General features: G+C 42.4%; 25 protein-coding genes. 17 read left to right on the forward strand and 8 right to left on the reverse strand.

The window, feature by feature from the left end; translation table 11 throughout:
- Nucleotides 1–80 precede the first annotated feature (80 nt).
- The 5 genes from AEQ18_RS09280 to AEQ18_RS09300 all read left to right on the forward strand — a co-directional run bounded on the left by AEQ18_RS09280 (nucleotide 81) and on the right by AEQ18_RS09300 (nucleotide 6,275).
- The gene (locus AEQ18_RS09280; RefSeq protein WP_054116062.1) at nucleotides 81–680 is read left to right on the forward strand and encodes an NUDIX hydrolase N-terminal domain-containing protein; all 600 of its coding nucleotides are present in this window, start codon (nucleotides 81–83) and stop codon (nucleotides 678–680) included.
- 156 nt (nucleotides 681–836) lie between these two features.
- On the forward strand, nucleotides 837–2,147 hold the full coding sequence (locus AEQ18_RS09285; RefSeq protein WP_054116063.1) for an NCS2 family permease: 1,311 nt from the start codon (nucleotides 837–839) through the stop codon (nucleotides 2,145–2,147).
- A gap of 61 nt (nucleotides 2,148–2,208) precedes the next feature.
- Complete coding sequence (locus AEQ18_RS09290; RefSeq protein WP_268760937.1) at nucleotides 2,209–3,243, forward strand: LacI family DNA-binding transcriptional regulator; 1,035 nt, start codon at nucleotides 2,209–2,211, stop codon at nucleotides 3,241–3,243.
- A gap of 182 nt (nucleotides 3,244–3,425) precedes the next feature.
- Nucleotides 3,426–4,802, forward strand: coding sequence for a PTS transporter subunit EIIC (locus AEQ18_RS09295; protein WP_054116065.1), 1,377 nt, complete (start codon nucleotides 3,426–3,428; stop codon nucleotides 4,800–4,802).
- A 27-nt stretch (nucleotides 4,803–4,829) separates the two neighbouring features.
- Nucleotides 4,830–6,275, forward strand: a complete 1,446-nt coding sequence (locus AEQ18_RS09300; RefSeq protein ID WP_054116066.1) for a glycoside hydrolase family 32 protein — start codon at nucleotides 4,830–4,832, stop codon at nucleotides 6,273–6,275.
- A 35-nt stretch (nucleotides 6,276–6,310) separates the two neighbouring features.
- Here AEQ18_RS09300 and AEQ18_RS09305 read toward each other — a convergent pair whose 3' ends face one another.
- Nucleotides 6,311–6,982 (reverse strand): cyclic nucleotide-binding domain-containing protein, encoded by a 672-nt coding sequence (locus AEQ18_RS09305; RefSeq protein WP_054116067.1) that lies wholly within the window; start codon nucleotides 6,980–6,982, stop codon nucleotides 6,311–6,313.
- Between the two features lie 88 nt (nucleotides 6,983–7,070).
- On the opposite strand from AEQ18_RS09305, the gene AEQ18_RS09310 reads away from it, so the two are divergent.
- Together AEQ18_RS09310 and AEQ18_RS09315 are read left to right on the forward strand one after the other, a co-directional pair.
- On the forward strand, nucleotides 7,071–7,757 hold the full coding sequence (locus tag AEQ18_RS09310) for a YczE/YyaS/YitT family protein (protein WP_054116068.1): 687 nt from the start codon (nucleotides 7,071–7,073) through the stop codon (nucleotides 7,755–7,757).
- Nucleotides 7,758–7,847: 90 nt separating this feature from the next.
- Nucleotides 7,848–9,098: a PTS sugar transporter subunit IIC gene (locus AEQ18_RS09315; RefSeq protein ID WP_054116069.1), complete on the forward strand. Its 1,251-nt coding sequence runs from the start codon at nucleotides 7,848–7,850 to the stop codon at nucleotides 9,096–9,098.
- A 174-nt stretch (nucleotides 9,099–9,272) separates the two neighbouring features.
- Here the strand turns inward: AEQ18_RS09315 and AEQ18_RS09320 are convergent, their stop codons facing one another.
- Nucleotides 9,273–10,250, reverse strand: coding sequence for an ABC transporter substrate-binding protein (locus AEQ18_RS09320; protein ID WP_054116070.1), 978 nt, complete (start codon nucleotides 10,248–10,250; stop codon nucleotides 9,273–9,275).
- 13 nt (nucleotides 10,251–10,263) lie between these two features.
- The gene (locus AEQ18_RS09325) at nucleotides 10,264–11,001 is read right to left on the reverse strand and encodes a polysaccharide deacetylase family protein (RefSeq protein ID WP_054116071.1); all 738 of its coding nucleotides are present in this window, start codon (nucleotides 10,999–11,001) and stop codon (nucleotides 10,264–10,266) included.
- A gap of 97 nt (nucleotides 11,002–11,098) precedes the next feature.
- On the opposite strand from AEQ18_RS09325, the gene AEQ18_RS09330 reads away from it, so the two are divergent.
- The 5 genes from AEQ18_RS09330 (at nucleotide 11,099) to AEQ18_RS09350 (ending at nucleotide 15,062) form a co-directional block, all read left to right on the forward strand.
- Nucleotides 11,099–11,812, forward strand: coding sequence for an ABC transporter ATP-binding protein (locus AEQ18_RS09330; protein ID WP_054116072.1), 714 nt, complete (start codon nucleotides 11,099–11,101; stop codon nucleotides 11,810–11,812).
- Nucleotides 11,809–12,540, forward strand: coding sequence for an ABC transporter permease (locus AEQ18_RS09335; RefSeq protein ID WP_054116073.1), 732 nt, complete (start codon nucleotides 11,809–11,811; stop codon nucleotides 12,538–12,540). The genes AEQ18_RS09330 and AEQ18_RS09335 overlap by 4 nt, the downstream gene beginning before the upstream one ends.
- A 96-nt stretch (nucleotides 12,541–12,636) precedes the next feature.
- On the forward strand, nucleotides 12,637–12,870 hold the full coding sequence (locus AEQ18_RS09340; protein ID WP_054116074.1) for a DUF1858 domain-containing protein: 234 nt from the start codon (nucleotides 12,637–12,639) through the stop codon (nucleotides 12,868–12,870).
- A complete protein-coding gene (locus tag AEQ18_RS09345) occupies nucleotides 12,867–14,171 on the forward strand; it encodes a DUF438 domain-containing protein (protein ID WP_054116075.1) in 1,305 nt (434 codons plus the stop codon). The genes AEQ18_RS09340 and AEQ18_RS09345 overlap by 4 nt, the downstream gene beginning before the upstream one ends.
- A 114-nt stretch (nucleotides 14,172–14,285) precedes the next feature.
- Nucleotides 14,286–15,062 (forward strand): sulfite exporter TauE/SafE family protein, encoded by a 777-nt coding sequence (locus AEQ18_RS09350; RefSeq protein ID WP_054116076.1) that lies wholly within the window; start codon nucleotides 14,286–14,288, stop codon nucleotides 15,060–15,062.
- A 74-nt stretch (nucleotides 15,063–15,136) separates the two neighbouring features.
- Here the strand turns inward: AEQ18_RS09350 and AEQ18_RS09355 are convergent, their stop codons facing one another.
- From AEQ18_RS09355 to AEQ18_RS09370, 4 genes are all read right to left on the reverse strand, one after another.
- Complete coding sequence (locus AEQ18_RS09355; protein WP_054116077.1) at nucleotides 15,137–15,982, reverse strand: hypothetical protein; 846 nt, start codon at nucleotides 15,980–15,982, stop codon at nucleotides 15,137–15,139.
- 142 nt (nucleotides 15,983–16,124) lie between these two features.
- Nucleotides 16,125–16,340, reverse strand: coding sequence for a DUF378 domain-containing protein (locus tag AEQ18_RS09360; protein ID WP_054116078.1), 216 nt, complete (start codon nucleotides 16,338–16,340; stop codon nucleotides 16,125–16,127).
- Between the two features lie 39 nt (nucleotides 16,341–16,379).
- On the reverse strand, nucleotides 16,380–16,715 hold the full coding sequence (locus AEQ18_RS09365; protein ID WP_054116079.1) for a YrhK family protein: 336 nt from the start codon (nucleotides 16,713–16,715) through the stop codon (nucleotides 16,380–16,382).
- Nucleotides 16,716–16,736: 21 nt separating this feature from the next.
- A complete protein-coding gene (locus AEQ18_RS09370) occupies nucleotides 16,737–17,873 on the reverse strand; it encodes an alcohol dehydrogenase catalytic domain-containing protein (protein ID WP_054116080.1) in 1,137 nt (378 codons plus the stop codon).
- Nucleotides 17,874–18,170: 297 nt separating this feature from the next.
- Between AEQ18_RS09370 and AEQ18_RS09375 the strand changes: the two genes are divergently transcribed.
- Complete coding sequence (locus AEQ18_RS09375; RefSeq protein ID WP_200908913.1) at nucleotides 18,171–18,446, forward strand: hypothetical protein; 276 nt, start codon at nucleotides 18,171–18,173, stop codon at nucleotides 18,444–18,446.
- Nucleotides 18,447–18,476: 30 nt separating this feature from the next.
- Here the strand turns inward: AEQ18_RS09375 and AEQ18_RS09380 are convergent, their stop codons facing one another.
- Nucleotides 18,477–18,995, reverse strand: coding sequence for an isochorismatase family cysteine hydrolase (locus AEQ18_RS09380; RefSeq protein ID WP_054116082.1), 519 nt, complete (start codon nucleotides 18,993–18,995; stop codon nucleotides 18,477–18,479).
- 214 nt (nucleotides 18,996–19,209) lie between these two features.
- On the opposite strand from AEQ18_RS09380, the gene AEQ18_RS09385 reads away from it, so the two are divergent.
- From AEQ18_RS09385 to AEQ18_RS09400, 4 genes are all read left to right on the forward strand, one after another.
- On the forward strand, nucleotides 19,210–20,520 hold the full coding sequence (locus AEQ18_RS09385; protein WP_054116083.1) for an ABC transporter substrate-binding protein: 1,311 nt from the start codon (nucleotides 19,210–19,212) through the stop codon (nucleotides 20,518–20,520).
- A gap of 126 nt (nucleotides 20,521–20,646) precedes the next feature.
- Complete coding sequence (locus tag AEQ18_RS09390; RefSeq protein WP_054116084.1) at nucleotides 20,647–21,558, forward strand: carbohydrate ABC transporter permease; 912 nt, start codon at nucleotides 20,647–20,649, stop codon at nucleotides 21,556–21,558.
- A gap of 5 nt (nucleotides 21,559–21,563) precedes the next feature.
- Nucleotides 21,564–22,412, forward strand: a complete 849-nt coding sequence (locus tag AEQ18_RS09395) for a carbohydrate ABC transporter permease (RefSeq protein WP_442855700.1) — start codon at nucleotides 21,564–21,566, stop codon at nucleotides 22,410–22,412.
- Nucleotides 22,409–22,999, forward strand: a complete 591-nt coding sequence (locus AEQ18_RS09400) for a hypothetical protein (RefSeq protein WP_054116086.1) — start codon at nucleotides 22,409–22,411, stop codon at nucleotides 22,997–22,999. The genes AEQ18_RS09395 and AEQ18_RS09400 overlap by 4 nt, the downstream gene beginning before the upstream one ends.
- Nucleotides 23,000–23,023: the final 24 nt, after the last annotated feature.

The raw sequence follows: 23,023 nt of genomic DNA on the forward strand, positions 1-23,023 counted from the left end.
AGATTGAATGAATGGCTTATCGTGTTCAAACTCGTTTGATTTAGGTATCATGAACTAAGAGAAGGGAGAGGGGAATACAAATGATTGACCAATTAAGGCAGTATCAAAGGATGCTGTCGATCGCAGAAGCCGGTTTATTTTATGGGAAAGATGTTTATGACATTGAACGATTCCAAGAGGTAAAAGACATTGCGCTGACCTTGTTGAGCGAGGCAGTAGACCAAGAAACTTCAGTCTTAAAACTATATCTTGATAAGCAAGATGGTTACCCAACACCCAAAGTCGATGTACGGGCCTTGATCCGGCAAGAGGATAAGGTTTTGCTGGTCCAAGACCGTGCTACCAAGGAATGGTCATTGCCTGGAGGATATGCAGAGGTTGGTTTGACACCAAAAGAAAATATCCAAAAAGAAGTATTGGAAGAAACAGGATTGCACGTGGCGGTTGGACCACTACGGGCTATTTTCGATACCAATTTGCGAGAAGATATTCCTCAATTGTTCCAATATTACAAATTGGTGTTTGCGTGTGAGGTGATTTCGGGTGCATTTGCCGCAAATAGTGAAACGGTTCAGAGTCATTATTTTGAACTGGAGGATTTACCAACATTGTCCATGAAGCGAACCACAAAAGAACAACTGGTTCAGTTGGTACAAGACAATCAGCTATATGTAGAATAAGTCTGCATGTTTGTCAAAAAAAACGTTTTAATTCGTATTTTCATTCGAATGTTATTTACTTGCTGTGAAACTTGGTTTATCATTGATTTCGTTGTTTTCATTATTTAGATCAAGTGTAGTATTTCACAGCTGCTTGATTGACGGAGGAGTACTAAAATGAAAAATCAAATCAATGCCTTTTTTGGGCTGGATGCTTTGCAAACGACAGTCAAACGGGAGATTTTGGCTGGCTTTACCACATTTATCTCTATGGCCTATATTTTGTTCGTAAATCCAACGGTGTTAGGCGCTTCTGGAATGGATGAAGGTGCGGTCTTTACTGCTACGGCCTTAGCCAGTGCACTAGGCTGTATCTTGATGGGGGTCTTGGCTAAATATCCAATCGCCACTGCACCCGCCCTTGGGATCAACGCATTCTTTTCTTACTCGGTTTGTATTGGGATGGGCGTTCCTTGGCAAACGGCTTTGGCGGGTGTTTTTGTGGCTTCACTGATTTTTATTGTGATCACTATTTTTAAACTGCGGGAGTTGATCATCGATGCGATTCCATCTGATTTAAAATATGCGATCTCCGGTGGGATTGGTCTGTTTATTGCCTTTTTGGGATTGAGTGAAGGTGGGATCATTGTATCAGATGACTCGACATTGGTCGCTTTAGGGTCTTTAAGTGTTGGCACAACTTGGCTCACGATCTTTGGTCTCGTTGTGACAGCTATTTTGATGGTGCGACGCGTACCTGGCGGTATTTTCATTGGGATGGCTGCGACAACGATTCTCGGTTTATTGACCGGTTTGATCCAAGCACCAACGAGTATTGTTTCTGCCGCACCGAGTATGTCTTCTACCTTTTTAGTGGCCTTACACCATGTGGGAGACATCAATTCTCTGCAAATGTGGGTCGTTGTCCTGACATTCTTGTTGGTGACTTTCTTTGATACAGCCGGGACATTGGTTGGTCTAGCCAATCAAGCAGGGTTTATGAAGGACAACAAAATGCCGCGAGTGGGCAAAGCTTTGGCTTCAGACTCAACGGCTATGTTGGCTGGATCACTTTTAGGGACATCACCTGTAGGGGCCTATGTTGAATCATCCGCTGGGATCGCTGTAGGCGGACGCTCTGGACTAACCGCGGTAACGACAGGCATCTTTTTCTTGTTTGGCTTGTTCTTTTCGCCGCTGTTATCCGTGGTGACATCACAAGTGACAGCACCGGCTTTGATCGTAGTAGGTGTCTTGATGGCACAATCCTTGAAGGAAATCAAATGGCACGAAATGGAGATCGCGATTCCTTCTTTCTTGATTTTGCTGGGTATGCCGTTGACGTATAGTATTTCAGACGGGATTGCTTTAGGCTTTATCTTCTACCCAATCACGATGATCGCTGCCAAAAGAGGCAAAGAAGTGTCACCGATCATGTATATCTTATTCTTTGTCTTTATTGGTTTTATGTGGATTTTGAATGTGTGATCGTTAAATAAGCGACTGACCAAAACGACATGTTTTTGGTCAGTCTTTTTTTATAAGCGCTATTTCTCCTCAAAATTGGTATAATAAAAAGAAAAAAAGGTGGCAGCTTATGACGACCATTAAAGATATTGCAGAAAAAGCAGGCGTCGCAAAAAGTACCGTTTCCCGCTATTTGAATAATGGCTATATCAGTGAAGAAAAGCGCAAAAAAATTGATCAAATCATCGCTGAAACTGGCTATCGGCCGAATACTTTAGCACGTTCCCTCAAAGCACAAGACTCAAAACTATTAGGGGTCATCATTCCTCGTCTTAATTCGCCTTCTGCCAATGATGTGTTGAAAGGCATCGATCGAACTGCCCGGCAAAATGGCTATCAACTATTGATTACCAATTCTGACCAAAGTGAGGCAAGGGAGTTAGAGAATATCCAGACATTGGTCAAACAAAAAGTAGCCGGAATGATCATCTTTGCGCGAGAAATGACGCCACAGTTGAAAGAGGTATTGCCGACGATTCCGATGCCAGTGATTTTGATCGGTCAACGATTAGCAGGCGTTCATGCGATCGTTCATCAAGATTATCAAGCCGGAGAGGAAATGGCCAACTATGCGCTAACAAATGGTCATCGGGACTTTTTGTTTGTAGGCGTCAGCGAAAAAGATGAAGCTGTGGGTAGTTTGAGAAAGCAAGGGTTTGTTGATACGGTTGAAAAAGTCGCTGGAACGACTGTAACTTATGTTGAGACTTCTTTTTCACGTCGAGAAACCTATCAAAAAGCGCTGGTATTTCTTCCCAGTCGGCAAGCTACCTATGTGGCCTGCGCCACAGACAATATCGCTATCGCTGTCTTAAAAGCAGCCCATGAGCTAGGACAAAAGGTGCCGGAGAATTTTTCTTTGAATGGGTTTGGCGGGTATGATTCAACAGATTATGTTTATCCAACAATCACCACTGCAGCCTTTCCTTATACGCAGTTAGGCGTCGATGCAGTCCATGCACTCCAACAAATCATTCAAGGGGAGACAGTACCGGAGATTATTGAATTGCCCAATCATTTAGTGATCAAACAGTCAACGGCTAGACTGGGTGAATGATCAATGTTTCAGATTTACCATACAAGATGAGAATAACGTTGAACCATTGACTGTGGATTTAGGGCATAGTCAAGGATTCAACGTTATTTTTATTTACCCTTGCTTTTGTAAACGATTTCTGATAATCTACAAATATAGAACCGGTTCCACAAAACGAAGATGAAAAACGAGGAGTGGTAAAAATGAATGAACAGCAGACGATCAATGACGTCATCGACGCAGTGGGAGGAATGTCAAATGTTAAAAACTATGAGCATTGTGCGACACGTTTACGTTTGATTTTGAAAGATGATCAATTGGTAGATAAAGCAAAAGCAGAGCGTGTCACAGGAAGCAAAGGGTATTTCTTTCATACAGGACAGCATCAGTTTATTTTTGGTACGGGCAAGGTCAATCAAGTCTATGAAGCATTTGCAAAAGAAATGGATCAAACTGAAACGGGCAGTCAGCAAGCATTTAAAGAAGATGCGTACACCAATTTGTCCCCTGTGCAAAAAGTCGTTCGTACATTATCGGATGTCTTAGTTCCTTTGATTCCTGCATTGGTCACAACAGGATTGCTGATGGGGATTCGCGGTTTATTGGTTGAACTGGGTGTGCCTATCAGCGCAGATTGGTATGTGATGTTTGAAATGTTGACGGATACGGCGTTTGCCTTCTTGCCAGTCTTGATTGCATATAGTGCGACGAAAAAATTTGGCGGAAATCCGATTATCGGAATTGTCGTTGGACTGATGATGGTGTCGCCGCAATTGCCCAATGCGTGGGCAGTAGCCAGTGGTGATGCCAGTCCATTACATCTGTTCGGTTTGTCTATTTCTGGTTATCAAGGATCAATTTTTCCTGCTATTATCGTTGGGTGGCTGGTATCTAAGTTAGAGCATTGGTTCCGAAAGTTTGTACCGCAAATGATGGACTTGATCGTCACACCTTTTTTAACGATTGTGGTGACGTTGACACTGGTGCTTTTTGCTTTAGGTCCTATCTTGCAAGTTGCCGAAAAAGCAGTTATCAATAGCATTGTTTATGTGGTGCAAGCGCCTTTTGGCATAGGCTATATGCTATATGGCGGGTTGCAGCAGCTAATTGTGATAACTGGCTTGCATCATTCATTGAGTATTGTTGAATTGGGCTTGTTAAATACGACGGGTGAGAATGTTTTGCAGGTGTTGGGCACGGCAAGTATGGCTGGTCAATTTGGTGCAGCGATTGCAGGCGCTTTTTTGTATCGAGATCAAGTCAAACGGTCGAATGCGATCAGTGCAGCAATTCCTACGCTGTTTGGGATTACTGAACCTTTGCTTTTTGGTGTCAATTTACGATCAATGCGTATTTTTGTTTCTGGCGTGATTGGTGGTGCAGTTGGCGGTTTTATGACCTATGTCTTTCAACTAGCAGCAACTGGGATGGGGATCACATTTATTCCAGGTTTGCTTTTATATACAGGTGACCTAACAGCAATGCTGAAATATGTCGCAGTAATTATTGTGGCCTTTGTGGTTGGTTTTGTCTGTGTGCAAGTCCAACGGGGACGAATTATCAAAGAAATCAATCAATAAACAGATCATGTCACAAGGAGGTTCACTATGTTGGAAAAAGAGTACTGGGAAGTGCTGCACCAGAAACAAGCCTATTTAAAACAAAAAATTGCGCAAGATCCTTGGCGATTAGTGTACCATCTCATGCCTGAAACTGGCTGGATGAATGATCCCAATGGCTTGTGTCAATTTAACGGCACCATCCATTTTTATCATCAATATGTGCCGCAAGAAGCTGCTGGTGGACTAGCACCGCATTGGGGGCATAAGACATCAACAAATTTTGTTTCGTTTCAAGAGGAACCGTTGTTTCTTTCGCCAAATCACGCATATGATCGCGACGGCGTATATTCTGGTTCAGCATTTGTTGAGGGAAATCAGATTCATTTTTTCTATACTGGAAATGTCAAGCATCCCGGCGATCACGACTATACCTACAGTGGAAGAGAACAAAATACAGTCCATGTGGTGAGTGATGATGGATTTACTGTGATCAAACAAGAAGTTGTGATTCCCCATGATGCCTATCCGGCAGGTTTTACTGATCATATCCGCGATCCCAAAGTGTTTAAGCGAGGGGATGTGTATTATATGATCTTGGGTGCAAGAACAGTAGACAATCAAGGCAAGATTTTGATCTATGAATCGGATAATCTGTCTGAATGGCGTTATCGCGGTATATTTTTTGGCGTAGATGATGACTTTGGGTATATGTGGGAGTGTCCCGATTATTTTCAGATCGATGGACAAGATGTATTGTTGTTTTCGCCGCAAGGGATCCTCAATCAAAGAGACGCTTTTCAAAATAGATACCATTCAGGCTATATATTGGGGACAGTGGATTGGGAAACATTGAGATTTAAGCATGCCACGCCTTTTCGCGAGTTGGATCATGGGTTTGACTTTTATGCACCTCAGACCTTCTCGGATGAACAAGAACGTCGTATTTTATGGGGCTGGATGGGGCTTGGCGATACCATGCCAGAATATAGCAATCCAACGGTTGCCCGTGGTTGGCAACATGCCGCAACATTACCGAGAGAATTAAAGGTCCGTGATCAGAAACTTGTGCAGCAACCCATCACCGAGCTGCAACGATTGCGGGGTGTTCATCAACAAAGGCACATACAGTCATCGGTTGGTGAAATCACTTATCAGACTGCAACGACTGCCTATGAAATGGCGATCACTCTTGATAAGAGTGAATCGAAGTGGCAGATCGCGTTGTTGGAAGATACCTTGTTGCAGTATGATGGCACTACGTTGACCATGACCCATGGACCTTCGGGATATGGACGCAAACACCGCAGGCTAAAGATTGATCATTTGAAACATCTGCATATGTATGTGGACACATCAGCCATTGAAGTTTTTTTGAACCATGGTGCAGCCTGTATCACCTCGAGGGTCTATCCAACCAATCGAAAACCAACTGTTGCAATGACTGGTGTCAATCAGGCGTTGATCGACTATTGGCCCCTCATCAATGAATAGAAAATAGACGATATAAACAGAGGATCATCAGGTATTTATGCTGATGATCCTTTGTGTTTTTGGTTTACGTAGTCTTGTAGCGCTTTTGCATGGATATGGTAACCGTAGGCTTGTTTTTCGATCAATCCTTGTTCTTTAAAACGTTTGAGGGTGAAGGTCAGGTGGCGGTAGCTGACACCTAAGAACTCGGCTGTCTCGGTCATTTTTTCTTGATAGTGATCGTCAACCGCTGTTTCTAATAGGAGCAAAGCGAGGCGCAGATCCAATGGATAGGTTTGTTGCAACATATAGTAGTCCATGCGCAGCAACAGTTTTTCACCAATCTCTTTGGCCAATGCTTGGACAAACAATGGATTTTGCATCAATTCTTGTTTGGCCAATTGTATAGGGATGCCAATGCAGCTGGTTTTTCCTAAAGCGATCACGGTCTTTGGTTCTGTTTCTGCACCAACGAGGGTGAGGTCTCCAATGGAATCACCAGGGTGTAAAAAGTGAAGCAGTGCGCGTTTGCCGTTGGCCTGATCTTTAATGATTTTTGCTTTACCTGCAAGCAAAAGATAAAAATAGGTCATCGGTACGGCTTCTTGCTGGATCATTTCATTGTTATTGAAGGTGATGTAGACACTTTTAGCTAACACGTCTGACGTGAGGGGCAAATAATCAAAGAGTTGGCTGTTTAGTTGATTATGATACGCTGTTTTATTCATTTTTTTCTCCTGTATAGGCTATTTCTCCTATCGATGTGCATTCAGTATAGCACATAATGAGGCCAGAAAAAGAAAGTAGGAATGACAAATGAAACCGAATAAGGTCCTCGCTTCACTCTTGTTTTATAGCCTAAGCGCATTAGGTATTAGTATGACGATCAAGGCCAATATTGGCGTCAGCAGTTTCAATGCATTCAATGTCACACTTGGTTCTGCATTCATGATCAAAGCAGGTACGGTCACCACGATCATGAATTTATTGTTTTTGTATCTATGTTGGACGATGGAAGGCAATCAAAGAGCTGCCAGAGAGAAAAGGCAAGAATATCTTGTGATGGGGAGTTCGTTGCTGCTTTTTGGCTATTTGATCAATGGTTTCGTTTATACGGTATTTGGATCCATTCAATTGACCAATTACAGTTTGCGTTTATTGTTTTTCGTCTTGGGAACGACGTTATCGGGGATAGGGACTGGACAGGTTCTGCGGCTGCATTTATTGAAATTTCCCATTGAACATTTTTGTCAGCTGATGGCAGGGCAATGCCGTTGGTCGTTTAAGCAGATTCGGTATAGCATTGATTTTGTCTGTATTGTTGCTGCTTTTAGTTTGGCGATAGTCTTTCAACTACCGCTTGTGATTCGCGAAGGCACGATCATTAGTTTCTTTTTGTTATCGGCTGCAATTGCATGGTCGAAGGAACACAGCTTGATTCTTGTTGGTGTGGGGAATCAGAACATTGACACACAAAGCGCTGAGAAGAAAAATCGTTCGTAAGGAAGGCTTTAGAAATGCCAGAATGCCGATTTTACGCTACGCTATAAGAAAGGGGTTTTTCATAAAAAATTTGTTGGGAGGTTTTACAGGATGAATCAAATACTGCACGTATTTCAAGAGAAGTTTGCACCTAAGTTATTGGCAATCAGTGAAAATCGTTTTTTGGTGGCGGTACGAAATGGGGTTGCTGTGACCATGCCATTGACAATCATTGGCAGTTTGTTTTTGATCTTAGCCAATTTGCCATTCAGTGGTTGGAATGACTTTATCGGTGATTTTGGTCTTCAATTAGGCGCCGTCAGCAATTTTACTTTTGGTATTTTGGGCTTGGTCGCCTGTATTGGGATTGCGTATTATTTAGCGTTATCTTACGAAATTGATACGATTGGTTCGATCGTCTTGTCCGTATGTGCTTTCTTGCTATTGCAGGCGGGAGATGACTGGGGGATCGATGTGGCTTCATTGGGCGCTACTGGATTATTCACTGGTATCGTGACCGCTATTTTGACGGTCTTGATTCATCGCTTTTTCCTCAAACATCGCTTGGTGATTCGGATGCCAGCAGGGGTGCCGCCAGCGGTGGCGAAAAGTTTTGCGACATTGATTCCAGGGGCTGTGATCATTACTGGGGCATGGGTGATTCGTATTTTATTGGCTTTCAATGTCAATCATTTTGTACAATTGCTGTTTTCGCCATTGGCTGTGGGCTTGAATACTTTGCCTGGTATGCTGCTGTATACATTTTTGATTTTATTGTTATGGTGTCTAGGGATTCATGGCAGCAATGTGATGGGCAGTATCGGTGATCCCATTTTCTTGGCATTATTAGCCGCAAATACGGAAGCCTATACTGCAGGAGAACCTTTGCCAAATATCTTCGCCGGCGGTTTTTATATTATGTTTTTGTGTTATGGTGGAACGGGTTCTACTATGGGCTTGATCATCAATATGCTATTTTCTAAGAAAAAAGCGTACCGCTCTCTAGGAAAAATGGCATTACCCTCAGCGATTTTCTGTATCAATGAACCTATAATCTTTGGATTTCCAATTGTGATGAATCCAATCATGATGATCCCATTCATTTTGACTCCGCTGGTATTATGTACAGGCACGTATCTGCTGTCTGTCACCAATATCATTGGGCGAATCATGTTCAATCCACCTTGGACGACTCCGCCGATCATCAATACGTATTTAGCTACTGGCGGTAATTTGCCAGCCGTGATCTGGAGTGTAGTCTCTTTAGGAATCAGTGTGGCGATCTATTATCCTTTCTTCAAAATCAGTGAACGTCTGCTGCAAGAAGAAAGCACCGAAAATACACAATCTGCAACTGAATAGAAAATAGAGAGTGATTGAAGCGTTCGATTTCTAGGGCATCAATGATGATTTGGTTGTCATAAGGGCAAGCAAGAAGTCTTGCTGTGACCAATCATTGCGCATCTAAAAAAAAGACAAAGCACGTAGGATCGTCCTTTGTCTTACATTTTAAAGTCGTTGGCAGCAACGGCTTTTTTATTTATTTGTCAGAAAATCATTGTTGACCAATTCGTCATAAGTATATATTTGATCGATTTGTCCGTTGTCTTTGGTCCAATCAATAATAGCTTCAAATTGGTCTTTAGGCACGGCTTGTGCATAAGGATAGTCTTCTGTTTGGCTATCTAGATACGCACTCATCGCGTCTGGAAACTGGTAATCAGCAAGAATATCGGCATAGTCTTTGGCACTATGGGTATTCATATAATCGATCCCTTGGTTATAGGCTTCATAGAATGCAGTGATATCTTGTGGCCGGTTGTCAATGACGTCCGTCATGAATTGGAGTGTGCCACCTTTGATCCCTGCTTCTTTCGAGCTGCCGAGAATGACCGCCCCTTGCGCAGCCAGCATACTGGCTTGCGGTTCTGTATAGACAGCCCCGTCTACTTGGTCACTCAGCAAGGCTTCCGAACGGGCAGAAAATGAGGAAATATCCACGATATCGTAGCTGAAATCATGTGTATCAGCAAACTGATCCATGATATATTCCAGAATGAAATTCGGGACCAATGTGACTTTTTTGTCGGCTAATCCGCTGATATCAGTGATGCCTGAATGTGGCGATGCCAAAATTTTGAAATCTTCCAGGATATCAGAGGTGATCATCATATCGATGCCGTTTTGCTTGAAGGTTGCTTCGGTCATGACGTCACTGATCGTCCCTTGTAATTCTCCTGCTTGAATCGCTACATTACGATCATTCGGTGAAGTGAAAGATTTGATGGCAACAGTTAATCCTCTGTCAGCAAAGTAGCCTTCTTCTTGCGCCAAAATGATGGGAATCGCAGATTCAGCAGGCAAGACACCGATCGTCAATGTTTCGTCGGTCACCTGTGCGTCGCTATGCGCTGACGCTGTTTCTGATGTTGTGGTGGTTGCAGTGTCATTCCCGCAAGCAGCCAAACCTATCGTGATGCATACCAATAAACTAGCTTGAAGTATTTTTTTCATTTTTTACACATCCTCAGCTATGAAATAGTTCTTTAAATGCCTGAAGCGGCATATTAAAAGGGATCACATCGCGCTGCAGTTCTAGCGGGGGGGTATTTCTCGTGTTGATGCCAGATTTAGTCGTGAAGGCTAACGTGAACCCTTCTTCAGTCAACGTGTCGATCGTTCTTTGGTCATAAAAACCAAATGGATAAGCAAAGACATCTTTTATCGGTACCCATTGATTGCATGCGGCAAGGTCAGCTGCGAAATCAGCTGTAGTTTCCCACATCGAACGGCTTTTCAGGCCATTACGGGCATGAAAATGATCGGTATGATTGGCATATTCGAAGACATCGGTCATCGCCAATAGTTCAGATTGACTCAAGACACGAGAGACAGCAGGTGTATAGGCATGTGGCTGGTCGTAAAGCCAGCCTGTGACCACAAAAACACTGGCGTTAAAGCCAGCTTCTTTTAATAAAGGATATGCATATTCCTTCATTGACTGGTAACAATCATCGAAGGTCAGCAATACTGACTTTTCAGGGATTGGCTGTTGCGCAAACAGATAGGCTTTCACCTCAGACAATGTCAATGTATGATAATTTTCTGCTTTCAAAAAGGCCAATTGTTGTTTAAAATGAGATGTACTGTTGAATAATGGCAAAGGCATAGCATCCTGATAGCCATCAGCAACCGCAATCGGTCGTGGCTGATCAAGCAGTTCTTCTTCAGGACGTATTTCGTGAAATACAAGGGTCCGAAACATATAAATCCTTCCTTTCTTAGGTAAATCAAACAACAAATAGTATAGCATGAAATGTGAAAAATAACACAAATATTTTTAATAGAAAGAAGGCTTCATGATGGCAGTAATATTTGATTCTGTCAGCTTTGGTTATCAGAATACACGTATTTTTGACCAGGTATCGCTCGTATTTGAGCAAGGGCGCTCTTATGTGATATTGGGGAAGTCCGGTATTGGCAAAAGCACATTGCTCACACTGATCAAAGGCAATCAGCAGCCGCAAGAAGGCTCGGTCATACTTAGTAAGGATGCCGTCATTGAGTTGGTCTATCAGGACGATCGGCTGTTCCCCTGGCAAACGGTCTATCAAGCAGTCGAGATGCCCTTAAAAATCCAAAGAATCACGAAAACCCTGCGCCGCCAACAAGTGAAGGACTGTTTAGCAGACCTTTCGTTGACGAATCTTAAAAATCACTATCCTGCACAATTGAGCGGCGGGCAAAAGCAACGGGTTGCGATGGCTCGAGGGTTGATCACCCAGCCAGATTTTCTGTTGTTGGATGAACCAACTTCTTCTCTGGACCAAGAAACCAAAGAGCAGGCACAAGCATTGATCTACGAAGCACATCAACACAATCAAAATGGGCTGATCGTGGTGACCCATGATGCAGAAGAAGCAGCCTATTTAGGCAAAACGATTTTATTGATGACCAGTGAGGGCATATCCTTTATTGACAATCCAATTGCGTTTTCAGAAAATCGACGTGATACTGTAGCATTTGATCAGTTCGTTCTTACATTGAAGCGCAAGCTAAGAGGAGGTGCCCAATGAAATCTTGGCGACGTTTTATTGGGGGATTGATTCATTTTGTTGTGTGCTGGTGGTGCTTGAGTCTTCTAACGAACAATCGCTCACTGCCGGATCCTTTAGAAACACTCGAACGTTTGTGGACATTGAGGCATGTGGTATTGCTGCATGCCGGCGCCAGTTTCATGCGTGTCTTTGCTGCATTGCTGCTGGCACTGATCGTCGGGGTTCCGCTGGGGATTTTCTTAGGAAAGTCGCGGCATGGCGGGCAATTTTTCAGTCCATTGATCTATTTTCTATATCCGATTCCTAAAGTCGCTTTTCTACCGATTTTTATGCTCTTTTTCGGCTTAGGCAACCAATCAAAAGTGTTACTGATATTTTCGGTGATCGTGATTCAAGTGATCGTGTCGATTCGTGATGCGATGAAAGAGATTCCGGCAATGTATGAGGAAGTACTGAGGAACTATACAACGACATTTCGTCATCGCCTGTATTATGTGATTTGGCCAGCTTTGCTGCCTGCCTTATTTGGCAGTCTTAGAGTCAGTATTGGCATTGCATTGGCTTCATTGTTTTTCGCCGAAAATTATAATACTTCTTATGGTGTTGGGTATCTTATTTTAAGTGCCTGGGCCAAAATGGATTATCGGCAAATGATGGTTGGGGTGCTGATCATTGCGCTGATGGGGTATGGCTTATTTGCTATGATCGATTGGCTGGAGAAGAAAGTGGTTCGAGGACGAGGATAACATAAACAAAGTGTTTTTCTTCGTGATTTTTGGCACAAAATGATCTATACTAGACGCATATCAATGAGAATCATTCTCATTGGAAGGAGAGATTAGATGAAAGAATTAGATTTATCTCGATGCCTCTATGATTTGGTGCAACAATATCCTGAGTTGAGAGAGATCATGGCTGACAATGGATTTGCAGCAATCAATCAGCCGGGGATGCTGCAAACTGCTGGTCGGTATATGACGATTCCTAAAGGTGCACAAATGAAAAAAATCCAACTGGCGACCATCATAAACGTACTTGAAGAAGCAGGTTTTCTTGTGAAAGGGATGGTTAAATGACGACGAAATTAGAAAGACAAACACGGATCGTTGAGATTTTGGGCTTGCTGCATCAAGGAGGTTCTTTCGAAGAAGCCAAGCGTTTGTTCAATGAAGAATTCGAAGGTGTCGATGTGACAGAAATCACTGCTGCAGAAAAGGCGCTGATCCAAAGTGGCTTGGCGCCTTCAGAAATTCAGCGATTGTGCAATATACATGCAGCCGTATTTAAGGGATCCATCAATGCAATCCATCATTCCAATGAAGAATATGGACAACCTGGCCACCCCGTCCATACATTAAAGCTCGAAAATCAAGTGCTGCAATCTTTATTGACAGATGAAATCGATCACCTATTGTTACAGATTGAAAAAGGCGATTGGCAACAGAAAGCGCGTCTGCAAGCGGCTTTCAAAGATTTAGGGCAAATCGATAAGCATTATGCCCGTAAGGAAACACTGATTTTTTCTTACATGGAAAAATATGGCCTCACGGCACCGCCAAAAGTCATGTGGGGGGTGGATGACGACATTCGCGAGGCAATTCAAGATATCAATCATTATCTTTCCTTAGAAAAGGCAGCATATAACCCATTGAGTGAAAAATGGCAGGCGTTAAAGACTGAAATTGAAGAAATGATTTTCAAAGAAGAAGAAATCATGGTGCCAATGACACTTGATGTTTTTTGTCTAGCGGATTGGCAGCAAATCGCAGCGGATAGCTTTGATATCGGGTTTGCATTTATTCCGGAACCAATGACATGGAAGCCAAGTGACGCATCTTTCGCAAAAGAAAAAGAAGCTGAACCTGCACGATTGGCAGCGATCAAGCAAGCGCAGGAAACCACTACGGGTATTGCAGCTGGCTTAGGTTTTGAGGAATTTATTGAAGAAGAAAGCGTCCATACGCCAGATAGCCAGCAAATGATCAATCTGCCAACAGGTCATTTACAATTCAATCAGTTGTTGGCAATTTTTCAAACGTTGCCTGTTGATTTGACGTTTGTTGATCATGAAGAGCGCGTGCGTTTTTATTCTGAAGGCAAGCATCGTGTTTTTCCGCGAACCAATTCGGTATTAGGGCGTGAAGTTGTCAACTGTCATCCACCGAAAAGCATGCATATCGTGCAGCAAATCTTGGATGACTTTCGAGAAGGAACCAGAGAAACCGCTGATTTTTGGATCAATATGGGGCCTAGGAAAATCTATATTCGTTATTTCGCCTTGAAAGATGAGACCGGCGCTTATCTCGGCTGTTTAGAGGTCACGCAAGATATTACAGAAATCCAGAAGATTGAGGGCCAGAGTCGGTTGTTGGACTGAATGTCTGGATTTTGATTGCGGTGCGAACCTATTTCTCCTTTTACCAAACCTTGTTATAATCTAATGAGGAATGAAAAGTCGGTGACTTTTTTATGATGGATTGGAGGATGACACATGATAGGCTTCTTATATTTTATAGTCATTGTACTGGCCAATACTTTAGGGGCAGTTTCGGGAATGGGTGGCGGTGTACTGATCAAACCAATATTTGACTTTATCGGTGCGCATTCGGTTGCCGCTATTTCTTTTTACTCAGCAACCGCAGTATTGACCATGTCAATCGTTTCTACGACTAAGCAATTGAGAAGCGGTCAAAAATTTGATTGGCAGATCGTTTCCTGGGTATCGATTGGTGCGGTGATCGGTGGTGTTTTCGGGAATGCTGCATTTGAGTTTTTATTGAACGATTTAAAGAATGACGATGTTGTTCAGTTGATTCAAATCGTGCTCACGATATTTACATTGCTCTTCGCTTTCTTCTATACAATGAATCACTGGCAGGGCTTTCATTTGAAACATGTCCTGTGGTATCTTCTGTGTGGATTGATCCTTGGTTTTTTAGCCAGTTTATTGGGTATCGGTGGTGGTCCTATCAATGTCTCTTTATTGATGCTGCTTTTCGGCTTGCCTATCAAAGAAGCGACTGTTTATTCAATCTGTACGATATTCTTTTCTCAGATGGCGAAAATTACTTCAATGGCTTTAGGCACAGGTTTTCTGCGATACGATTTATCGATGCTTTGGTTTATCATTCCAGCAGCCGTTATTGGCGGTTTTCTAGGTGCAAAAGCAAGTCGCATGCTATCGACCGAGCGCGTCACAGTCATTTTTCAGTTTGTTATTCTTCTTGTTTTGCTGGTTAACATTTACAATGGCTTTCAATGGCTATAGAGAAATACGCATAGTGAACAGGCACACTTTTTGTAACCACTTGAACAATGGTTATAGAAAGTGTGCCTCTTTGTTTATTCCCATTCAGACAAATAATCTCCTGCCAAAGAATAGACGTAATTGATTTCAGTCCGATTTCTAATCCCATTCAAGCCAACTGTCCAATGCCATTCTCCTTGACTGCCATTGAGAATCACGATACTAACGCCAGGCACATAATGATCCAATAGTGCCGCACGTTTTTCCGCATCTTTAATGATCTGTGGTATGACGGCCCAATCAATGGCCGTATAGTCGATGGTCTCATCTTGTGACAGTTCAATGGTGTTGCTGGCTTTTTTCCACTTGGTCAGGATGTTGGTAGGGTAGTACCAATATTCATCCTGGAGATTGGTAACAGGATTGATGACCCGCGTCACAGCATAGACACCGCTTTTCAGCGGGACATTGCGAATATGAAAACTAAAACTGATAAGCTGGATTTCTTGGTCTTTGAATGCCGACTGGGCTGGGAGTGCGGCCATGATGGATTCGGTACTGTCAGCCGCGCGAAACAGTTGACGATCTGCTGGCAGCCAAGTACTTATTATACCGACAAAAACAACGATCAATGGAACCAAAACCATTGTTCCCACCCAATAGAAGACTGATTTTCTTCTTTTTTTGATGCCGAGAATCAAATTGCCGATCATCCAGATCACGATACCAGCAATGAGGAAGTAAGGGATGGTTCGCAACCACTGATGTCTGGTTTTGACTACATCATACTCAGACAGCCCAAACCAGTTTTCTGCAATCGTTAAATCATTCAAAACAATCAAAGCGCCGATGATCACAAGGAGCAGGAGAACTAGTGAAATCGATATGATGCGTCTTATCACTGCAGAACGACGTTTTCCTAAAGGCTTCTTTTTTTCCATTTCGCACCTCCAATGGCATTCATTTTTTCCTGAGGGTTCACATATTCTTTCATTAAGGGTAGTACAATTGATGTGATTTTTCAATGATTATGTAATATGTAAAAAAAGACCTGTATCAAAAGATACAAGTCGGGGTTAGAACTTAATCAAGGGTTTGTTGCTGCGCGATAGCTGGGAAAAATTTGAGACAATAAAGGGCACTGATACCAACGATCACATAAATCACTTTGGCTGCGATCGACGTACTGCTGCCAGTGATCATAGCGATCAAGTCAAATTCAAACAGTCCGACAAGCAGCCAATTGATGCCACCGATAATCAAGATTGCTAGGGCAATACCATCAAATGTTTTTAACATCTTGTTCTCCTTTCTAAATCAATAGGCAGCGGAATTGGTTTATCTTTCATCGTCACTGATCGCCACTTCTTTTTGCTTATCGCCGGAGGGGTTGCGATCATCGTAGATAAATACATGGCGAACGATTTTGATCAGCGGACGAATCGTCAAGAAAATGCCGCCAATCAAGTAAGCAACCGTACCATAAACTGCTGGCAATTTTGTGAATGAAACGATACTGCCAAAAATATAGAATAGACCTGTTAAAATATCGTTTGTTAAAGAAATCAACATGTACCGGTTCTCAAAGTAGATGCGAAAGCGTCCGCCCTTGATGACCACATCTTCTTCCTTTCCTGGATCAAATTGATGTTCGCTTCGATCGATTTTAGGCACATTCTTTCACCCATCCTTTACCTATTCAGGTTTCAAAACGACCTTGATATTGTTGTCTGCTTTTTGATCAAAAATCTCATAAGCTTTGGCAGCTTCCGATAAGGGCATGGTGTGGGTAATGATTTGCGTAGGATCAATTTCATTGTTCGCAATCATCTCATAAATTTTCGGCATGAGGTGTATCACAGGGGCTTGTCCGTGTTTGACAGCCACATTGCGCATGAAAAATTCTTGTAAAGGATAAGAAGATACTGGTGTCATATAAACACCCGTGATTTGGACCGTGCCGAATTTTTTGACCGCTTTTGCCGCCATTTGAATAGGTGAGATGGTGCCGCTTTGCAAGCTGACTAGGTTTTTGGCTTTTTCTTTCACAGGTTCTAAGCCATCCATGCCCACACAGTCGATGATCACATCGGCGCCGCCTTTGGTCAGTTCATAGAGCGCATCTCCGCTGGTTGCTACATCCTCTAGTTGGAATGTTTCGACTTGATTGTAACTTTGCGCTTTATTTAATCGGTGAGGGACAGGATCGACAGCAATCACACGTTTTGCACCTGCCATCACAGCAAATTTTTGGGCGAAAAGTCCCACTGGTCCTGAGCCTAAAATAATCACTGTGTCGCCGTTTTTGACACCGGCATTTTGGACGCTCCAATAAGCGGTAGGTAAAATGTCTGATAGGAACAAAACTTTTTCATCTGGGATAGAAGACTCAGGTACGATAAACGACGTGAAATCCGCAAACGGTACCCGTAAGAATTCAGCTTGGCCGCCCCAATGATTCCCATTTAGTTTTCCGAAGCCAAACAAGCCGCCATACAGGGATTCTGTTGAAGAATTGTCACATTGGCTTTCCATCTCATGTTGACAAAAATGACAGTGGCCACAACCGATATTAAACGGGATAACGACACGGTCGCCTTTTTTCAAGTTGCGTACTTGACTGCCGACTTCTTCAACGATGCCCATTGGCTCATGGCCAACGACATAACCATCTTCAAGTACAGGCCCACCATGGTGGTAAAGATGTAAATCAGACCCGCAAATGGCGGTTGCCGTGATGCGGATAATTGCGTCTGTCGGTTCTTGAATGATAGGGTCATCCACACGACGGACTTCCATTTTTTGATTTCCTTGCCATGTTACTGCTTGCATATTGGTTCCTCCTTTTGATTTCTGGCGAATGGACAAACACTTGGCTGCTGAAACAAGTCATTGCGTTGTTTTTTGTGAAAAAATTGATTATCTATACTTTAATAGTGCAGTGCTTTTGCAGATTTGACAACGATAATGCTCATTTAGTCTAAGAAGAGGGGCAATCACGTATAAGATTTATAATAAGAACAAAAGATTTGCGCTATCAAAAGTTTCATGACAGTATAGAGTAGAAGTAAAGCTTGCTAGTGAATCACTTGCACAGTAAAAGGCGAGAGCCAAGAAGGAGGAGTGATCATGGATTTAACGATTCGCGGAGAAGCTTCTTGTAAACAGTGTCATCAACATTTCGAAGGAAAGCTGATCATTCATTTACAGGAAGATCTGGATGGAACGTTTAAAACAGTGCCACCGCTAGAAACAAACGAGCTGCAAGAAGAGGAAATTGCGATCCATTACCAATATGGACCAGTGATTGATGGCATTGATGGCACATTTACTTGTCCAAACTGTCAAGCAGAAAATGATGTGCGTATTGAAATACCAGCAGAAATTCTCGATGCACCGCTGTAATAGGCACAAGTTGTCCAACAGGAACTGCAATCAAGCAGTTCCTGTTTTATTGTCTTCTTCAATGATTTTCACGTTAAAGTCTTTTAGAATATCAAGACCTTCCGATTCATGTTTTTTTCCTGCCACCAAATTTTTTTGAATAAAAAAATTGGCATCCGGGAAGGCACTCTGAATCTCAATAGTATTAGAGAGGACACAGATATTGGTTTCAACGCCTGTAATCTCGATATATTTTTCTTCCTTGTCTTGAAAAATAGTGTCTTTGATTTCGATTAGTACTTCAGGCGGTATACTGTAGTAATATTTTTTGACAACTTTTTCATTATTTATTGGCGCAAGTTCAGGGACAATCTGTAGCAGATTGCTTTCTTCTTCAGGTGTATCTTTTAAATCAATAGGGATATCCCGTGTATGCAGGATATATTCTTGGTTTTCGCGGGCAATTTTTAGTCGCTGGGTAATGCGCGCAATCAGACTGTGACTGTCGGGCACATAGGCATCAGAAGTTGGATCTAAAATCTGATTTTGCATATCAATAATGACTAACATTTGTCATCATCCCTTTCTAATTCGAATCGATGTTCTTCATGCTCTATGATGAAGGAAAAAGCGACTTGAATCAAAGATAACGCTCTTTTATTTACGTTTTTGAACAACGATAGTTTTTTATTACAAAATTGAAGTCATTATATTTGCTGATTCATTTTTCACATGGTAGGTTCTAGTTGTAACAGTAAAATATAGGAGAGTAGGTTGGAATAAAATGAAAAAAGTTTTTTATATGGGGACACTGCTTTTCTCTGTTGGTTTATTGGCAGCAGGCTGTGGCAACAACACCGATTCATCGGATAACGAATCAGCCGCTGGCAAAACAACGTTAGATTTTTGGTCATTTTGGGGTTCGGGGGCGCGACAAGAAGTGATTGAAGAGATCATTGCTGACTTCAATGCTTCGCAAGATGAGATTGAGGTCAAATACAGTTACCAACCATGGGGGGATATTTGGACGAAATCATTGTCTGCAATCACCGCAGGGAATCCGCCAGATGTGATCGTGCAAGATATCAATTCAGTAGCACAACGAGCCGAAGCGCAACAAGCTACTGATTTGAGTGAATATGTGGAAGCCGGTTTTTCAGATGAATTTTATCCGCAATTATGGGAAACAGTCGAGTATGAGGACAAACCTTATGCCGTGCCTTTCAATACAGATACGCAAGTGATTTTTTACAATAAGCAAATTTTTGAAGAAGCGGGTATCGGGGAAGAGGATTTGCCGCAAACGTGGGAAGAGTTGGAAACGGTTGCCCATCAATTGGACATCAAAGATGGCGATGATTTCGAACGGATCGGGTTTTACCCATTATGGAATCTTGGTGCGGACGTGTGGGCACTGAATGCCGATGAGGGGATGAGTTGGTTTGATGATCAAGAAAATGTCACGATCGACACAGATAATAAAGTGGACGCATTAGACTGGATCTTAGAATGGCAAGACTATTATGGTCAAGATACAATCAATCGTTTAGAAGCTGAATTTGGCTCCGGCGTAGCAGATCCATTCATCTCTGGTTTGGTTGCGATGCGAGCCCAGAATATCAATTATTATTCCAGTTTGATGGAAAATGCACCGGAGGACTTCGACTTTGGGGTGATTCAAATTCCTGAAAAAGAAACCGGATCCGGCCACTGGTCATGGGGCGGCGGCTTTGTCTTAGAAGTACCTCAAGGCGCCAAAGATCCTGAAGCCTCCTACGAATTTATCAAATATCTGTCGACACCAGAAGTGCAAGAAAAATTTGGTGAGAAAAGTTTTGATATCATGGCAAATAAAACTGCCAATGAAAACTTAGTCAACAATAGCAATTTGGATGAAAAAGGACAAATGATCTATCAAATGGCAGATGAAAATTTTTCCAACACAGTCATTACCCCTGTACCATTGACGGCGCCTGACTACAATAGTTTGGTCAATGAGCAAATTGATCAAATCCTTCTTGGCAATAAATCGCCAGCCGATGGTTTGGCCGATGCCCAACAAGCTGTTGAAGATCTCGTAGAACAAAACAAATAAATACCAATTTTGCTGTAAATCAAAAGGAGCAAGGGGAAACGTCTTAGGCTAGCCATAGATAGGGCGTTCCTTTTACTAAACGAGGCCAGATGAATGGCATAATTTTATGCGAATGGAGTATGAGCAATGGCAAAAACAATGTCGAAAAGCAAACGACAAGAAGCGCTATGGGGATACTTCTTCATTGCCCCGTTTTTGATTGGCTTTGTCGTGTTTATGTTAGGGCCAATGTTGTTTTCATTCATTGGTAGTTTCACGGATTATAATTTAACCTCAAGAATGAATTTTATTGGATTGCGCAACTTTGCTAGAATGTTTACCCAAGATTCGTTATTTTGGAAATCATTATACAATACGACGTACTTTGTCTTGTTCAATGTACCATTGACGACTGTGTTCAGTGTCTTTTTGGCTACTTTATTGAACCAAAAAATACGTGGTATCAGTTTCTTCCGTACCACCTTTTATTTGCCAGCTATTTTATCTGGTGTGGCAGTCTATGTCTTGTGGATGCAGCTATTGTCGCCATCGGCAGGGTTGGTCAATACCTTTTTGAGTTGGTTCAATATTGAAGGTCCGGCTTGGCTCTTTGATCCGGAGTGGACTAAACCTGCATTGATTTTGATGAAAATCTGGAGTTCTGGCGGGGCAATGCTGCTTTATTTAGCAACATTACAAAATATTTCTCCTGCATTATATGAATCCGCAGAGATTGATGGGGCCGGGATTTGGTCGAAATTTAGACATGTTACCGTGCCCTTGATCACACCAATTATTTTCTATGACGTGATTACGTCAACCATCGGCTCGTTTCAAATTTTCCAAGAAGCCTATGTCATGACGAAGAACGGGACAGGGGGACCAGCTAATTCCTTACTGTTTTATAATTTGCATATGTGGAATAAAGCTTTTGTTGCCTTTGATATGGGGTATGCAATGGCTATGTCGATGATTCTATTCTTGATCGTCTTGATATTGACCTTTATTAATTTGAAGTTGGCCCCTAGGTGGGTTCATTATACAGGGGGGGGAAACTAATGCAAATGCAACAAAGAAGTCAATCAAGCCAAATACGGTTCAAAAAAATGATCAGTTATCTGGTGATGAGTCTGATTGGTCTTGTCTTATTGATGCCCTTACTCTGGATGGTTTTTACTTCCCTGAAGCCAATGGAGGAGATCGTTCGTTATCCACCAACTTTTTTTCCAGAGGAAATCAATATTGCCAATTATTGGGAAACCATCAATGCGTTTCCTTTCTGGCAATACGCGAAAAATACATTGTTTATTACCATTTTGGTGGTGATGGGCAATGTACTGTCTAATTCATTTATTGCATACGGATTTGCCAAATTGGCTTTTCCAGCTAAAAATCTGATGTTTGCATTGGTTTTGTCTACGATGATGATCCCTGGTTTTGTGACGATGATTCCACAATATGTATTATTTTCAAAAATTGGATGGGTGGGTACTTATTTGCCGTTGATCGTACCAGCGTTCTTTGGCAGTGCCTTTAATATCTTTTTGATGCGGCAATTTTATTTGTCTGTCAATAATGAATTGATTGAAGCCGCCAAGATGGATGGTGCCAACCATTTATACATTTGGAGCCGGCTAATGATTCCTTTGACCAAACCAGCACTGATCACGATTGCGATCAATGCTTTCAATGGCGCTTGGAACGATTTTCTTGGCCCATTACTCTATATCCAAAATCAAGAGCAGTATACATTGCAGATTGGATTGCAAGTGTTTCAAAATCAATCGACGACCCAATGGAATTACTTGATGGCAGGCGCCACATTGGTCTTGTTGCCAACGATTCTATTGTTCTTTGTTGCCCAACGCTACTTTATTGAGGGAATGGATCTAACAGGAGGATCAAAAGGATGAGATTACGGACAGCACCGCAACGCTTCAACCAAGGCGTGATTCGTGGAATCCAATGGATACCGCTATTGGTGGCTTTGCAAGGGTGGTGGCTTTTGTATACAATCCCTCTTGTGACGAGCGTTGCTGCCACAAGGGCCTTGATCGAGGTCTTGATCTTACTGCGCGGCAATGATCAGCAAGAAGTAAGGTGTGGACAACTGTTTCGCCAACGAATCAGACACCTGCGTAAGCGTAAATCAGACTGGTTTTTCAGTGGTCTGATGGACTTGCTTGTGATCGATTCTTTGATTCTAGGTCGTATCCAACTGCCTATTTCTCAAATGCTTTCAGCAGGCTTATTGGTGATTTTTGTCTTGTGTGTTTTGGTGTTGTTTTATCAGACAATGGCCGGTTGGCAAACAGGAGGGCCATTGCCACAACTTTGGGTCAGTTTTTATCTGTTTGGCAAGCAGCCTAAAAAGGTATTGGCACATGTCTTATGGACGTTCTGTTTCGCTTTTGTACTGGCCCTTTTTGGTCCGGTATATTTGTTGGTGTTGGGTATGAGCGGCTGGGTCCTAGGCAATTTATTCATTTATCAAAAATAGACAGCAAAGGAAGTCAGTCAAACT

It is taken from the genome of Enterococcus sp. RIT-PI-f (assembly GCF_001297065.1).
In the GTDB taxonomy this organism is placed as follows: domain Bacteria; phylum Bacillota; class Bacilli; order Lactobacillales; family Enterococcaceae; genus Enterococcus_D.